Raw genomic sequence first — 16376 nt, 5'->3', positions numbered from 1 at the left:
ACTTATGTCTGGATCACTCCCACATTGAATTTCTCAGTAATTGGTGCCTGATTCGCTACCTCAATACCTTTCGAAATCACTTCTCTCGTCTCTAAAGGATTAATTATTCCGTCAACCCATAACCTCGATGCGGCATAATACGGGCTCATTTGTTCATTATAACTTGCGGTAATATCATCCAACAGTTTCTTCTCCTCTTCGGCTGAAATCTCTTTGCCTTGAGCCTTTAGCGTAGACACTTTGATTTGAAGCAATGTCTTAGCTGCCGAACCTCCACTCATTACCGCGATCTGTGCGGTAGGCCAAGCGTAGATCAATCTCGGATCATATGCCTTGCCACACATGGCATAATTACCGGCTCCGAATGAGTTACCTGTGATGATAGTGAACTTCGGTACTACAGAGTTGGCCATGGCATTCACCATTTTCGCTCCATCCTTGATAATGCCACCGTGCTCGGCTCGGCTGCCCACCATGAAGCCACTCACGTCTTGCAAGAAGACCAATGGTATTTTGCGTTGGTTGCAGTTCATGATAAAGCGTGCGGACTTGTCAGCAGAGTCGGAATAGATTACTCCTCCCATCTGCATTTCTCCTTTTTTGGACTTAACTACAACTCGTTGGTTGGCCACAATGCCTACTGCCCAACCATCGATCCGTGCATAACCACAGACGATGGTCTGACCATACTTTTCTTTGTACTCATCAAACTCGGAGTCATCTGCAAACCGCTTAATAAGCTCTCTTACATCATAGGGTTTAGTCCTATCTAAGGGCATGAGTCCCAAAATCTCTTCAGGGTCAAGCTTAGGCGCTTTGGACTCAACTCTGTCAAACCCTGCCTTCTCAAATGCTCCGATCTTGTCGAAAATGTTTTTTATGTAGTCCAAACAAGCTTGGTCATTCGGAAACTTATTATCTGTCACTCCCGAGATTTCGCAATGAGTTGTTGCGCCTCCCAGTGTTTCATTATCAATGTCTTCTCCGATAGCCGCCTTAACGAGGTAGGAACCTGCTAAGAAAATAGAACCTGTTTTGTCAACAATGGCCGCTTCATCACTCATGATAGGTAAATAAGCACCCCCTGCAACACAACTACCCATGATCGCTGCCACTTGGATGATGCCCATAGAAGTCATCTTCGCATTGTTTCGAAACTGCCTTCCAAAGTGCTCCTTATCTGGAAAAATCTCATCCTGCATAGGCAGGAAAACACCAGCACTATCCACCAGATAAATGATCGGTAGACGATTCTCCATGGCCACCTCTTGAGCCCTCATGTTCTTTTTCGCAGTAATTGGAAACCAAGCACCTGCCTTAACAGTAGCATCATTTGCTACGATTACACATGATCGACCTTTTACTTTTCCAATTCCGGTTACTACACCTCCGGAAGGGCAACCACCGTACTCTTTATACATTCCCTCTCCTACAAAAGCACCAATCTCCAAAAAGTCTTCAGGCTTATCGATTAGGTAATTAATTCGCTCACGCGCAGTGAGCTTTCCTTTATCATGCTGCTTCGCAATTTTCTTCTCGCCCCCACCCAGTTTTACTTTTTTGAGCTTGGTGTCTAACTGAAAGATCAGTTGTTGTAATTCGTCTTGGTTCTTATTGAATTCAATATCCATTAAGTCTTATTTGTGCCAATGAGCATTGGCAATTCCTCATAGTTTACTTGTGACTAAAATTAGACCCAAGAAGTGGACTTTTCAAGTGCGGAAACCTATCGGTTCTTTTTCTTTTTGTCAGCGGTACTTCTTCCGTCAGCAGGAGGTCTATTCTTTCTGCCAAAGACAGAGAAGTGCATGTAGCGTTTAGGGTTGTATCTTAAGTCTATAAATAGACTATCTAAGTCGGCCATTGTTTGGGTCATTGTATTATACAACGAATCATCCGACATCAACTTACCCAAAGTACCATCATTAGAATTCAGCTTGTCAAGGAAGGTACGTGTTCCAAGGAGTAAAGAGTCCATACTGACTAATCGTGATTCTATGTCAATCGCATTGAGTTTCTCTCCCAATTCTGTGTACTGATCAGTCAATGGTTTTAATCCACTTAAAGCATAAGTTATTGAATCCGTTAACCAGGTAATTCTATTTTCAACTAGGTCCAAAGAACCTTCTAGTCTTCCCGTTAAATCTTTTACGTTTTCAGAAGCAGCGGTGAAATTGTCGATCGCTTTACCGATACTATCTGCTTTTTCAACAAAGGGCTCAAGTACACCATTAATCTTATTTACTAGGGCAGAAAGTGAATTTGCGGCTGAAAGTCCCTCCTCGGTCAATAATTCTGTAATCCCTCCGTCAATATCGCTGATCAGTGTTTCATAGGGCTCGAGTACACGTGTACCCGGATTCATTACCAGTTTTATCTCTATCCCTCCTAGAAAATCAGGTTTGGTTAGGCGTGCAATAGTACTGTCCGTCAGGTTGATTGTATTGTCGATAGCAAGGGTGACCAAAATCTTATTATAGCTCTCATCACTGAAGCCCCTATCGATAACACTACCTACATCCAACCCATTGAGAATGACTCTATCTCCTTTTTTTAGCCCACTGACGTTTTCATATTCAACGTAGTAAGTACTTAATGGAGAAAATACATCGAGTCCCCTCAAATAGTTAAAGCCAACGTATAATGCAAATGCCGTCAGCAGTACAAATAACCCTACTTTGAATTCTTTTCCTCTTGCCACTCGCTTAGTTTCCAGTTGACTCTAAATATTCAAAATAATCTCTAATTGCCCTAAAAATGGCAGATGCTAAATAGTCTTGCACCTCGGCACTTCCCAGGTCTTTTTCCTCTTTGGGGTTTGTAAGATAGCCTAATTCCACCAAAACACTAGGCATATAGGTGCTCCAAAGTACCCAAAGACTAGACTGCTTTACACCTCGGCTTTTTCTTCCAGCTCGTTTTTTGAACTGCTCATCGATATTTGAAGCGAGTAGAATGCTATTTTCCTGGTAAGCCTCTTGTTGAATTGAAAACATGATGTCTACCTCTGGAGCATTAGGATCAAAGCCTTGATAGATCTCTTCATAATTCTCCTCAAGCAAAATCACAGAGTTTTCGCGCTTGGCTACCTCAAAGTTCCTCCCCTCGTTTTTGGTTCCCATTACAAATACTTCCGTACCTGAAACTGACTCATAACCTGGGTTCATCGCATTGGCGTGAATAGAAACGAATAAATCTGCCTCTGCATCATTGGCCATGATGGCACGAACTTTGGGGTGACTGTACACATCATTTTTTCTAGTATAAATAACCTCAATGTTATCCGTAAGTGTTTCCAGGTATTTACCGACCAATAACGTAACCGGTAGTACTACATCCTTTTCTTTGAGGTTTTTCCCACGTGTTCCCGGGTCTTTACCACCATGTCCCGCATCAAGTACAACCTTATACTTTTTCTTTTCCCCACCATTTGGAGCCTGCATTGCATTGACTTGCAAACAGGAAACAATCAGAAAGATGACCAGAAGGCTATAATTTTTCACTTTGATGCGAATGAAACGATCGATTAAAATAACTTTACGCAAAAATCTTAAAATTTCCGAAAAACGGAAAAATAGCGTGTTTTCAAAACGGATTATATTTTTCTCGCTCTGTTTCTTCATTTTAGTTTTCAATATGAAGGCACAAGTGAATGCCGTAAAACCTGACTCGCTTAATACCCTTCAAAATCGTACCAATTCTTTAGACACCTCTCGGCCCGCGGCAAGAGATACACTCCCTGGTATTCAAGATTCCGCCACAGTAGTGGTCAATGGCATTGAAACAACCATTAAATACTTCGCAAAGGACTCTATCATTACCAAGACCCAGACCAATATCACCTATCTCTATGGCGAAGCCAAAATTGAATATGGCGATATTAACCTGAGAGCCGAGCAAATCATCATCGATCGAAATACTAACGAACTCATGGCCCGTGGAGTTCAAGATTCTACCGGTATCTGGATTGGCAGACCCATTTTTAAAGATAGAGGTGGTGTATATGAAACGGAGGAAATCCGATATAATTTCGAGACACAAAGGGCCAGAATCAAGGGAGTAGCCACGGAACAGCCTGATGGTCAGCTCACTGGAGATGTTATTAAACGAAATGCCGATCAGTCAGCATACATTTCGGAGGGTAAGTATATTCCCTGTCTGGACGACCCCAATGCCACCACCTATATTAAGGCGAAGAAAATCAAGGTTATCCCCGGTAAAAGTGTGATCACAGGGCCCTTCCTGCTTTACGTGGGTGATATCCCCACTCCGTTGGGTCTGCCTTTCGGATTCTTTCCAGATACAGATGAAACCGATGCCTCAGGTGTTTTATTTCCTAAATATGGCGATGAGCAACGAAGAGGTCTTTTCTTAAGAGAGGGAGGCTGGTATCAAGTCTGGAATGAAAAAATACATACCGCCATTACCGGTGACATCTACTCAAAAGGTAGCTGGGGTCTGAAATTACGGACAGCTTATAATAACCGATATAAATACAGCGGCTCGTTAGACATTACCTACAATCGCAACAGAACGCCAGAAACTGACGAGGTACCCCTTGACTCAAGAGACTTTTGGATTTCCTGGTCTCATAGACCAGACTCGAAGGGAAGAAACTCTAATTTCTCGGCTAGTGTCACAGCCGGAACGAGCACGTTTAATCAAAATAACCTATCTACGGTCAACTTACAGAATAACATACGTTCTGAATTTCGCTCTAATGTAAACTTCAGTGGGGTTATACCACGATCGCCTTTTAGCTATGCCATTAGTGGTAGACATAATCAAAACGTACAATCAGGTGTTGTAGACATTTCTTTACCAGAATTCTCTATGACCATGAATAGAATAACCCCATTTAAAAGGTCAAAGGGTGAATTCCTCAAAAGACTGAACCTAGGATGGCGCTTCAATGCTTCAAATAGAGTAACGAATGTGGTTCAACCAGGATCTGCCGGTTTCAACATCGCGAATAGAGCAGTAACCAACGATACTATTGCCGTTACCTTCGCGAGTATTCCTGAGTTATTGGATAACGCCAAGAATGGTGCTCGACATAACGTTGATCTCTCCACTTCATTTTCATTTCTAGAGAACCTTACATTCACACCTTCTTTTAATGTGGAGGAGCTCTGGTACTTGGAAGAACTGAATTATGAATTTCTTCCTGATGAAAATGCAGTAAGAATAGACACGATCAATGGTTTCAGTAGGGCTATGACTTACAGTACAAGCATGGGCTTGTCAACTCAGATCTATGGTATGTTCCCATTCAAGAAGGGACGAAAAATTGAGGCGATTAGACACATTGTTACCCCAACGATCGCCTTTACCTATAGACCTGATTTCAGTGACCCTAAGTTTGGCTTTTATCAGACGGTTCAAACTGATACTACTGGAGATGGTACCTTTAGACAGCTTTCTATCTATGATGGCTTCCGTTTTGGATCACCTTCTCTCGGTGAGTCTGCTGCCCTGAGTTTTTCGGTGAGCAATAAGCTCGAAATGAAGGTAAGAAACGATACGGCCCAGGCAAAAAAGGTGACAATACTGGACAACCTCTCTTTTACGGGAGGTTACAACTTCTTGGCTGACTCCTTCCAGCTTTCAAATATTAACATCAATGCTAGGACATCTCTTTTCGACAGGAAGCTCAATATTATAATGGGTGCCACGCTAGATCCCTATACCTATATAACCAGTACCAATGAAGGGGTAACTACAACCGAGCGGAGAGCCACACTGGCCATAAGATCAGGTCAGGGACTTGGAAGAATTACCAGTGCCCGATTCTCGTTGAGTACGAATTTAAATTCTCGGGCAAATAGCTCCAGTAGCCGGAGTTTTAATGGTGGTGGTGCAATGGGTGAAGAGGGCTTAAATGCACTCGGAGATTTCCCTGGTGAAGACCCCACTCAATTCGGGGCACTGAATAATGGAGGTAATAGCATCTTACCTGAGTATTTCTATGATCCCAATTCTTATGTGGACATTAACATCCCGTGGAACATAAGGCTTAGCTATGATTATAGTTATCGTTGGTCCACCACGGGAACAACCACCCGGCAATCTGTCAGAGCAAATGGACAGGTCCAGTTGACTCCAAAATGGCAGATGACCTACAATACGGGTTATGACTTTGATGCCAAAGACTTTGTACAAACCTCGATCGGTCTATACCGAGATTTAGGGTGTTGGGAAATGAGAGCCAACTGGATTCCTTTTGGAAACTTCACGTCTTACACGATCGACATCCAAATAAAAGCTTCTGCGCTTAAAGATCTTAAGATCAGTAGACGCAGAAGCCAATTTGATACGAGTATCTCTGCGAATTAAAGTGCTTCTATAAATAAGCCTGCTTCTGTCTTTTCGACTTTGGCAAGTCCATTCTGAGTTAACTCCTTAACAGACTTATCCCACTTTTTATTAGATAGCCCAGCACTCTTTTTAAGTACAGGTAATTCTGTTTTGCCTGACTTTGTCAACGTTTCCAGAATCCCCTTTGCTTCATCGCTTAATTCAATAGCCACAGCCTTCTTTTCTGGCTTCATTTGAGGAAAGAAGAGCACATCTTGAATAGAATTGGAATTGGTCATGATCATTGACAAGCGATCGATACCAACACCCAAACCAGCAGTAGGCGGCATACCATACTCCAAGGCTCTTAGGAAGTCCTCGTCTAACACCATCGCCTCATCATCTCCCCTTTTGCCCAACTCCAGTTGCTCTTCAAAGCGCTTTCTTTGGTCAATCGGATCGTTCAATTCGGAGAAAGCATTGCATATCTCTTTACCATTACATATCGCCTCGAACCTTTCTACCAAACCTTCTTTGTCTCTATGTTTCTTGGCCAAAGGAGACATTTCTACCGGGTAATCTGTAATGAAGGTTGGCTGAATTAATTTTGCTTCGCAGTGCTCGCCAAAAATCTCATCAATCAACTTGCCTTTACCCATGGTCTCGTCAATCTCTACTTTGAGGTCTTTCGCGGTAGTCCTCAACTGGTCTTCATCCATTTCGGAGATGTCTACTCCGGTGAAGTGCTCAATGGCTTCGAACATGGTAAAACGTTTCCAAGGTCTTTGGAAATTGATCTTATGTTCTCCAACCTGAACCTCCGTGGTACCGTGAAGGTCCATTGCTACCTTTTCAACCATCGCCTCCACAAGGTCCATCATCCAGTCGTAGTCTTTGTAAGCCACATAGAGTTCTACTTGCGTAAACTCTGGATTGTGGAACCTGGACATTCCCTCGTTTCTAAAGTCCTTTGAGAATTCAAAGACACCATCAAACCCACCAACGATCAATCTTTTAAGGTACAATTCATTGGCAATACGCAGATAGAGTGTCATATCTAGCGTATTATGATGAGTTTTGAACGGACGTGCAGCCGCTCCGCCATACAATGGCTGAAGAATTGGTGTCTCTACTTCCAAATAACCTTTATCAGCAAGGAAGTTCCTCATGGAGTTAACCAATTGGGTTCTTTTGACAAAGGCATCACGAACATGCGGATTCACAACTAAGTCAACATAGCGCTGACGATATCTTTGCTCAGGATCAGTAAAGGCATCATGTACATTGCCATCAGCATCCGTCTTTGGAAGGGGTAGTGGTTTCAATGACTTGGCAAGTACCTTTAGCTCGGTAACGTGAACAGAAATCTCACCTACCTGAGTTTTAAAGGCATAGCCCTTGATGCCGATAAAATCACCAATACCTAAAATCTTTTTGAAAACCGTATTGTAAAGCGTTTTATCCTCCTCTGGGCATAGGTCATCTCTTCTAAGGTAGATTTGTATACGGCCTTCCGCATCTTGCAATTCTGCAAAAGAAGCCGAACCCATGATTCTTCGGCTCATTAGCCTACCCGCCATGCTCACTTCCTTGAAACGCTCAGGTTGTGCATCAAACTGCTCCTTTACTTCCTTCGAAAAAGCAGAAACTTCAAAAGTTTCTGATGGATATGGATTGATTCCTAGCTTCTCGAGTTCAGCCTTTTCCTGTCTTCTTAGTAATTCCTGTTCGCTTAAAACCTGCATTTCACGATTTTTTTGAAGAGCGCAAAGATAGTGATTAGATAAGATTAATTAAACATTTATACCCTCTCATGTACATACTCGAAAATATTTTCTCCTAAAGTTTTAGGATTAATCCGAAATCTTTAGGACATTTCCGAAAATATTAGGAGATGAAAGAATTAACCAAGGCCGAAGAACAGATAATGCAGGTAGTCTGGGAGCATGATCAACTCTTCATCAAAGACATTGTTGATCACATGCCTGAGCCCAAGCCTGCCTACAACACGGTCGGTACTTTTTTAAAGATTTTGGAAACGAAGGGCTTTGTCACTCGCGTCAAGATCGGCAACACATTCGCTTATTCTGCTTCGGTGAAAAAGAAGGCTTATACACAAAGCTTTATGAATGGCTTTTTGAGCAACTATTTCGAAGGTTCCGCGGAAAAACTCTTCTCATTTATGGTAGAGGAAAAAAAGCTCAACCTGAAACAGATAGAAGATTTAATGAAAAAATTGAAGGACAATGATTAATTATATCGTAGAAGCATCAGTGTGCCTTGCGTGCTTTTATAGCATCTATTGGCTTTTTCTGAGAAGGGAAAAACTACTCTCACTCAACCGATTTTATTTATTGACCACCGCAGCAATCTCGCTGGTAATTCCATTACTCAGCTTTGACATTGGATTGAGTTTATTCTCTACACCAACTGGTCAACCCGCCTTGGTTCAGCAGGGCGTGAACAGTGTGGAAACCATTTCACAATCCCCAGTGCTGTCAATTGGCTTGATCTACAAGATCGGTTTAGGCATAGCACTCCTTTTGTTAGGGGCAAAATTCATGTATGCCAAAAAACGAATAGGCAAGAGAATATCACTTAAAGCTAAACCGATAGAAATTGCAGAAACTGAGGGGTTAGGGGCATACAGCTTCTTAAACACCATCTTCATTGGTAAAGAACTGGGGAAGAATTCAGAATTGAAGCAGCATATTATCGCGCATGAGTCTGCTCATATTGAAGGAATGCACTCCTTGGACTTGTTCTTCTTTGAAGTGCTTAAGTGTGTGTTCTGGTTTAACCCATTTAGCTATCTCTATGCCAAATCCATCAAGCTTCAGCACGAATTCATTGCCGATCAGCACGCACTGGAAATGACTAATCCGGCTAGTTATCAAAGATCTTTATTGGAGCTGACGCTATCACAAGTGAATAGCAGTCTTATCTCCAATTTCAACGAACATCCTATAGAAACAAGATTAAAAATGATTCAAAAATTAAACTCAAATGTTATGAAAAAATTCAAAACACTATTCGCCCTACCCGTACTGGCATTATTGGTCATTGCCTTTGCATGTACAGAAACAGCAGAGCCCGAAAGTGAACTGCTAGACATTATTGAAGAAGTGCCTATAAGTGCTAGTGAAGTGGACCCAGTTAGTGACAAAGTTCTAATGATTGTGGACTCATTACGCGCTATAGAGGGTAAGGCAAAGTATGGTTTCAAGTTTAAAACCGAGGCACATTTTGAAGAAGGAGATATAGAAAAACAGGAGTTTGAGATTCCGGTTTTCGAAATCCGTAAAGCCAGAGCCATCTACAAGGAACTGGAAGAGGCAAAAGATGGTAATGTCTTTGTAGAATATATTGATGAGCAAGACCCTAACTTGCACAAAGACCTTACAAAAACTTATAAAAGAGCTTATAACTCCTTTATTGATGAAAGCATGGATGACAAAAAGCTAATTGAAAGAAAGAAGGACTTTGAATTTAGAGTTAAGCAGAAGGACGGTCAAAAAAACTAGGTGACCCGTATTCAAAAAGAGCCAGATGAATTAATTCATCTGGCTCTTTTTATTTACGCTTTATGCAAAAACCAAATTATGCTCTGCGCCTTTTCAGTTCTTTCTGCACCAAAGTTAGTTCCCTACCGCTTTGTCCCTTTACTGAAGTATTCTCAGCTGCTCTTCTAATCAGGTAAGGGATTGTGGCTTTTATCGGTCCGTAAGGCACGTATTTGATCACATTATAATCGCCATGGGCAAGATTGAAAGAGATATGGTCACTCATACCATACAGCTGACCAAAATAGACTCTGTCATCATTTGGCTTTAGACCATGCTCATCCATCAATAAGGTCAACCGATAATTTGATTCCTCATTATGAGAACCTGCGAACAAGCCGATCTCACCAATATGTTCGATACAATAACTACATGCGGCATTAAAGTCACGATCCGTTGAAGCCTTATCAGGTTGAATGGGATCGGTGTAGTTCATTTCCACAGCTCTGACACTCTCCTTTTCCATATAGGCACCTCTTACCAGCTTGGCCCCAAGCACATAACCATCACCTTTGGCCCTATTATGCAACTTTTTCAGGTTTTCCAACATGGCATGACAATACATTTGGAAAGTATAGTAGACCACTGCTTTTTCCTTATTGTACTTCTCCATCATAGCGATGGTCATGTCGTCAATCGGCTTCTGAATCCATGTTTCCTCAGCATCGATCAGCACGGTAACACCCAACTCTGCTGCCAGGCTGCATATCTTAGCTACCCTATCTTGCACGCGGTCATAAGCGGCAGTTTCTTCACTGGTTAAGGTTTCTCCATTATGGATTTTGGCGAGTAAGTCAAAAGAACCGATTCCCGTGATCTTGAAGGCCGCGAACTTCATAACGTCAGACTTGGCGGCCGTTTTGATCGTTTCGATAACTTCATTAGTCGTTGCCTCGAAGCCTGCTTCCGTTTTTTCACCTTCTACTGAGTAATCGAAAATGGCGCCTATTCCATAAGCTTCGAGCTCGTCACAGGTTTCCGAACAAGTATCAAGGGTTTCTCCTCCACAGAAAATATCGAAAATGGTAGATTTGACTATGCCCTTGACTGGCAAGCCAACACCTAAACTAAATTTTGTCAAGGAGGTGCCCAGGCCAACCATCCATGGCCATTTCATGGTAGAAAAGATGAAATGTCTCTTTTTGAGTGCCTTATCAGACTTAGCCTTGAAAGCGATTTCTATTTGATCGAAATCAACAAACTTTTTTAGATCCATAGGGTGAATTAGAGAGGCAAATATAATTAACAAACCGTAAGTCGGTTACATTTGTTATACCAAAGAAGTAAGCTAAAGTAGATGCAGATAGAAGCATTAAATGATTGGATAGAAACGTATAAAAAACCACTGGTCATCTCAGGTCCGTGCAGTGTTGAAAACGAAAAACAAATTCGCGAATCCGTAAGTCCACTGGTTGGTAAAGTGGACATTATTCGTGGCGGTATTTGGAAGCCAAGGACCCGCCCGGGATCATTTGAAGGTGTTGGCGAAAAAGGCTTACAGTGGATCAAATCGCTCAAAGAAGAAGTCCCTTTCAAATTTGCGACTGAAGTAGCTACTCCTGAACATATCGCCCTTGCGCTGAAATATGAAGTAGACATGCTTTGGATAGGTGCTCGCACCACAGTCAACCCTTTTAATGTAAGTGAGCTAGCATCAGCACTTGAGGGTGTGGACATCCCCGTTTTTGTAAAAAACCCTATTCACCCAGAACTTTCCCTTTGGAAGGGAGCCTTAGAACGTTTCTCCAAGGCAGGCATTACCAAGCTGGGTGCTATTCATCGTGGCTTTCATACGTATGAAAAAAAGAAATATAGGAATGCTCCGTTCTGGCAGATTCCAATGGAGCTGAAAAGTGAATTTCCGACCCTTCCGCTAATCTGCGATCCAAGTCATATTGGGGGTACGAGAGAGGCTATTGAGCCTCTTGCACAAAGAGCACTTGATTTAGATTATGATGGTGTAATGATTGAAGCACACTGTGATCCATCTACAGCACTTAGCGATGCACAACAGCAAGTGAGCACCTCTTCTCTATTGGAGATTATTAGCCGCCTCAACCCCAGAGATGCCAGCTTCACAGAAAAGACCTATCTGGATCAACTCGAAATCATTCGAGAGCAGATTGATCAGGCAGACAGAGAATTATTGGAGGCTATCGCAGTAAGAATGAACTTAGTCGAGAAGATTGGCGAATTCAAAAAAGAGAACAATGTGGCTATCTTTCAAATCAGTCGGTGGAAAGAAATATTCAAGTCCAGACCAAATTGGGGAAAACAATTGAATCTTGATGATGAATTTATCGTTGACCTTCTAAGATTGTTGCATCAACAGTCAGTGAAAAAGCAGACTGAGGTGTTTAACATGATAGAAGAAGAACAAAATCATCCTAATGACTAATCTAGGACTACTCGGACCAGAAAACACCTATCACGACATTGCCCGAAAACGGTTTTTGCCGAACGTCAAGCCCACGTTTTATAAAAACTTTGACGAAGTATTTTCGGCATTAAAGGAAGGAAAAATCAATCGGGCATTGATCGCTATAAAGAATAGTACTTCGGGTTTCGTGAGCAACAACCTTGAGAAGATCAAACTTGGCGGCTTTAAGGTTGTTGAGGAATTTGATTTGCCTATCCACCTTTGCTTAGGGAGCATTAACCCTAACTCTTTGCATTCTATTAGGAAGATCTATTCGCACCCCATGGCGATCAAAGAGACCCAGCGTTTTTTTAGAAAGTACAGCCATATCACTTTTATATCGAGCACGAGTACTGCTGGAGCGATTGACGAATTGAAGAACAATCGAGATCCGCATGGTGCGGTTATCTCGAGTATGGAAGCATTAGAGAATAATGCGCTTCATGTTATTTCTGAAAATATCGAGGACGAGCCCAATAATTCCACGACTTTCAGCCTGATAGAAAAATAATTCAATCGATTTACTAAACTTTTCAGTAGAAAGTTTTTGACTAGTCGAGAAGATACATATGTTTATCACGTGAATAGAACATCAGCAGCTTACTATTACTTTTTTTACTTTTTCAGCTTGAATAAGGTGAGCCGCTGCTTGTAAAGAATTTTAAAAAATTAACAATAAGCCCGGTTCACAAGAATCGGGCTTTTTTTATTGCAAAAAAATGGAAATCGTAGACATCAAAGACTGGGGAATAGGTTTATCAGAGCATGTTTTAATTGCCGGACCGTGTAGTGCGGAAAGTCCCGACCAGATTGAGAGCATAGCCAAAGGACTCAGAGGCAGTAATATTGAAATGTTCCGAGCCGGAGTTTGGAAACCCCGTACTCGGCCTGGGTCGTTTGAAGGCATTGGATCTGAGGCGCTCGGTTGGTTAGAAAAGGCCCGAGAAATTCTGAATGTCCCTTTGACGGTGGAAGTAGCCAATACGGCTCATGCAGAAGCCGCCTTAAAAGCTGGTATAGATGTACTATGGATTGGTGCAAGGACTACCGTTAATCCATTTTCAGTGCAAGAGATTTGCGAAGCGCTAAGAGGTACGGACATCCCGGTTATGGTCAAAAACCCAATTAACCCAGACCTGCAATTGTGGCTTGGTGCTATTGAGAGGCTTAACAAGGTTGGCATCAACAAGGTGGCTGCTATTCACAGAGGCTTTTCTGATCCATATGAAAAGCGATATAGAAATAAACCAGAGTGGAGTATGCCGATTCATTTGAAAAGAATGTTGCCAGGCATTTCCGTTATCTGCGACCCAAGTCATATTGCCGGAACGAGAGAAATCATTGCCTCAGTGAGTCAAAGGGCAATTAACTTTGGATTGGATGGCTTGATGATAGAAACGCACCATGACCCAGACAATGCATGGAGTGATGCCAAACAGCAGGTGACTCCGGAAACACTCCAAATCATTTATGAGAATCTAAACTTCAGAGAGACACTTGACAAACACCCTGAAGCGATCAGCGAATTAGATGAGTTCAGGCAGAAAATTGACCTAGTGGACACCCAAATCATCGAATTGTTGTCCGATAGATTCCAGATGATCAAACAAATCGGTGAGTACAAAAGAGAACATAACCTGGCCGTTTACCAACCTAACAGATGGCATGACGTTATGGAGTCAAGAATCAACTCAGGCGTAAAGAAAAACATGACCGAAAAGTTCATGAAAAGCTTTTTATTTGCGGTACATGAGGAGTCTGTAAAAATGCAGGAAGCTCAACTGAAAGAAAAGGTGTAAACCAATATGAGTCAAATCACTATCGATGATATTCAGGCAAGTCTCAAAGGGTTCTTTGACGAGAACAGCCATACCAAAATGGCAGTTTTAGTCGATGAAAAGACACGAGAATTTTGCTACCCGATCATCGAGGACTTACTCCCAGAACATATGGTGATTGAAATTACCTCTGGGGAGATCAACAAAACGCTCGATACTTGCCAAAGTATCTGGCAGGCACTTACTGATGCTGGCTTTGATAGAAAGTCATTGCTGATTAACCTTGGAGGTGGTGTCATTGGGGACATGGGTGGTTTCTGTGCAGTGACCTACAAACGAGGTATTGACTTCATTAACATCCCCACTACCCTATTGGCAGCGGTTGATGCAAACGTGGGTGGTAAACTGGGCATAGACTTTAAAGGCTTCAAAAACCACATAGGTTTCTTTAAAGATCCCAATGCCGTATTAATAGATCCCGTATTTCTTGAGACCCTCCCCGAGCAAGAACTTAGGTCTGGCTTTGCTGAAGTAATTAAACATGGGCTAATTACCGATAAGGATTACTACCAACAAGTGGCAAAAAAAGGATTGGCTCAGGACAACTGGAATGCCGTCATTTCCCATTCTGTAGAAATCAAAAACGAGGTTGTAAAGCAAGACCCTAAAGAAGGAGGTCTAAGGAAAATTCTAAACTTCGGCCACACGATCGGCCATGCGATAGAAAGCTTTTATCTCGATTCAGAAAATCATTTGTTACATGGTGAGGCTATCGCTATCGGAATGATCTGTGAAGCCTATGTTTCTAAAAAGTTATTAGGTCTTGAAGAAGTCGATCTACAGGAGATTTGTAGCACAATTCTGAACATTTACCCTGAACTTAGCATTGAGAAGAAAGACTTTACATCCATCATCAAGTTGATGTATCAGGACAAAAAGAATGTGGCCAATTTTCTCAACCATTCCCTCCTATACGAGATTGGTAGAGCGGGTTATGATGTAGCTGTTGATGAAAAAGATGTGATGGATGCCCTGTTCTTCTACTTAACCTTAAAGCGATAAATTGGAAACCATTACGCTGAAACACAGTCCGGTGATTAAAAGCTCGGAGGTTCAGCTCGAAGCTTCAAAAAGTGAGAGCAACCGTGCCCTGATTATCAATGCGCTTTCAGGTGGAGAATCTGGCTTGAAAAACCTTTCTAACGCTAGAGATACACAGACCATGCTTCGGTTATTGGCCAGTGAGGAAGATATTCTGGATGTCTTGGATGCCGGTACTACCATGCGTTTTCTTACCGCTTATTCAATTCTGGGAGACAAACCCAGAATACTCACAGGAACAGAGCGGATGCAGCAGCGTCCGATAAAGATTTTGGCCAAGGCGCTGAAACAAATTGGAGCTAAGATCAAGTTCTTGGAAAATGATGGCTTTCCTCCACTTAAGGTGCACCCGCTAGTAGAGCAAAAGAAGAACCTCATTAGCATTAAAGGAGATGTGAGCAGTCAGTATATTTCTGCTCTGCTTATGATTGCCCCTTGCCTACCGAATGGATTGACTTTAGAGTTGAAAGGTAAAGTCGGAAGTCGACCCTACATCCAGATGACATTGGATATGATGCGCCTTTTCGGAATCGATGCATCATGGACCAATAAGACCATTGAGATCAAGGCTCAACAATACGGATCATACGATTACGTAGTGGAGTCCGACTGGTCCGGTGCCAGCTACTGGTATAGTTTCGTGGCCTTGGCAGATCAGGCCAAGGTGAAGCTATTGGGACTCAGACAAAAATCCCTTCAAGGAGATATCGCGATTGTAAGAATCATGAACCAACTCGGTGTGATGAGCACTTTCGAAGAGGACGGTGTGATTCTGGAAAAGATACCCCATGGAAATTCAGTAGAAATAGATTTCTCTGACTGCCCTGACCTTGCCCAAACAGTTGCCGTAGTGTGTGGTGTAAAGAGGATTGAAAGTCGTTTTACTGGACTGGAAAGTCTACGCATAAAGGAGACTGACAGAATTAAAGCACTCAAAAGGGAATTGAAGAAGTTCTCCATCAAGTTAAAGGAGACGGAGGAAGGTGTTTGGGAAGTCAAGTCTAAGTTTGAACCTGGGCAAGACACTGTCAGCGTTCACACTTATGAAGATCACCGTATGGCAATGGCCTTTGCTCCATTATGTACTCAGCAAGAAATCATCATTGAAGATCCGAGCGTGGTGAATAAGTCCTATCCAAGCTTTTGGGATCATGTGTCTGAAGCCATTGGCGCCTAAATTGATCTAAATCAAATGTCAGCTAAATTACTTTCCATATC

The 16376-nt window shown here is 42.3% G+C and carries 13 protein-coding genes; 8 read left to right on the top strand and 5 right to left on the bottom strand.

Features of this window, described 5'->3' with window-relative positions; translation table 11 throughout:
- Nucleotides 1–2: 2 nt before the first annotated feature.
- From BFP97_RS19665 to BFP97_RS19655, 3 genes are all read right to left on the bottom strand, one after another.
- Nucleotides 3–1631 (bottom strand): acyl-CoA carboxylase subunit beta, encoded by a 1629-nt coding sequence (locus tag BFP97_RS19665; RefSeq protein WP_069844049.1) that lies wholly within the window; start codon nt 1629–1631, stop codon nt 3–5.
- A 95-nt stretch (nt 1632–1726) separates the two neighbouring features.
- A complete protein-coding gene (locus BFP97_RS19660) occupies nt 1727–2701 on the bottom strand; it encodes an MlaD family protein (RefSeq protein ID WP_069844048.1) in 975 nt (324 codons plus the stop codon).
- Nucleotides 2702–2705: 4 nt separating this feature from the next.
- Nucleotides 2706–3545, bottom strand: coding sequence for an N-acetylmuramoyl-L-alanine amidase (locus BFP97_RS19655; RefSeq protein WP_255399539.1), 840 nt, complete (start codon nt 3543–3545; stop codon nt 2706–2708).
- A 91-nt stretch (nt 3546–3636) separates the two neighbouring features.
- Here BFP97_RS19655 and BFP97_RS19650 point away from each other — a divergent pair, with 91 nt between their 5' ends.
- Entirely contained in the window at nt 3637–6336 is a 2700-nt protein-coding gene (locus BFP97_RS19650; RefSeq protein WP_069844047.1) for a putative LPS assembly protein LptD, read from the top strand.
- Here the strand turns inward: BFP97_RS19650 and lysS are convergent.
- The gene (lysS, locus tag BFP97_RS19645) at nt 6333–8042 is read right to left on the bottom strand and encodes a lysine--tRNA ligase (protein WP_083262674.1); all 1710 of its coding nucleotides are present in this window, start codon (nt 8040–8042) and stop codon (nt 6333–6335) included. The genes BFP97_RS19650 and lysS overlap by 4 nt on opposite strands.
- A 149-nt stretch (nt 8043–8191) precedes the next feature.
- On the opposite strand from lysS, the gene BFP97_RS19640 reads away from it, so the two are divergent.
- Complete coding sequence (locus BFP97_RS19640; protein ID WP_069844046.1) at nt 8192–8551, top strand: BlaI/MecI/CopY family transcriptional regulator; 360 nt, start codon at nt 8192–8194, stop codon at nt 8549–8551.
- Nucleotides 8544–9821 (top strand): M56 family metallopeptidase, encoded by a 1278-nt coding sequence (locus BFP97_RS19635; RefSeq protein WP_069844045.1) that lies wholly within the window; start codon nt 8544–8546, stop codon nt 9819–9821. The genes BFP97_RS19640 and BFP97_RS19635 overlap by 8 nt, the downstream gene beginning before the upstream one ends.
- A 76-nt stretch (nt 9822–9897) precedes the next feature.
- On the opposite strand, the gene BFP97_RS19630 is transcribed toward BFP97_RS19635, so the two are convergent.
- The gene (locus BFP97_RS19630; RefSeq protein WP_069844044.1) at nt 9898–11076 is read right to left on the bottom strand and encodes a proline dehydrogenase family protein; all 1179 of its coding nucleotides are present in this window, start codon (nt 11074–11076) and stop codon (nt 9898–9900) included.
- A gap of 81 nt (nt 11077–11157) precedes the next feature.
- On the opposite strand from BFP97_RS19630, the gene BFP97_RS19625 reads away from it, so the two are divergent.
- The 5 genes from BFP97_RS19625 (at nt 11158) to BFP97_RS19605 (ending at nt 16335) form a co-directional block, all read left to right on the top strand.
- The gene (locus tag BFP97_RS19625) at nt 11158–12258 is read left to right on the top strand and encodes a chorismate mutase (protein WP_069844043.1); all 1101 of its coding nucleotides are present in this window, start codon (nt 11158–11160) and stop codon (nt 12256–12258) included.
- Complete coding sequence (locus tag BFP97_RS19620; protein WP_069844042.1) at nt 12251–12790, top strand: prephenate dehydratase; 540 nt, start codon at nt 12251–12253, stop codon at nt 12788–12790. Before BFP97_RS19625 ends, BFP97_RS19620 begins: the two co-directional genes overlap by 8 nt.
- Before the next feature lie 208 nt (nt 12791–12998).
- Nucleotides 12999–14078 carry a bifunctional 3-deoxy-7-phosphoheptulonate synthase/chorismate mutase type II gene (locus BFP97_RS19615; protein ID WP_069844041.1) on the top strand — a complete coding sequence of 360 codons (1080 nt, stop codon included), beginning with the start codon at nt 12999–13001 and terminating at the stop codon, nt 14076–14078.
- A gap of 6 nt (nt 14079–14084) precedes the next feature.
- Nucleotides 14085–15119: a 3-dehydroquinate synthase gene (gene aroB / locus BFP97_RS19610; RefSeq protein WP_083262673.1), complete on the top strand. Its 1035-nt coding sequence runs from the start codon at nt 14085–14087 to the stop codon at nt 15117–15119.
- A 31-nt stretch (nt 15120–15150) separates the two neighbouring features.
- Nucleotides 15151–16335: a 3-phosphoshikimate 1-carboxyvinyltransferase gene (locus tag BFP97_RS19605; RefSeq protein WP_255399538.1), complete on the top strand. Its 1185-nt coding sequence runs from the start codon at nt 15151–15153 to the stop codon at nt 16333–16335.
- Nucleotides 16336–16376 lie beyond the last annotated feature (41 nt).

This window comes from Roseivirga sp. 4D4, assembly GCF_001747095.1.
Lineage (GTDB): Bacteria > Bacteroidota > Bacteroidia > Cytophagales > Cyclobacteriaceae > Roseivirga.
This window is presented reverse-complemented; position numbering and strand designations above follow the sequence as displayed.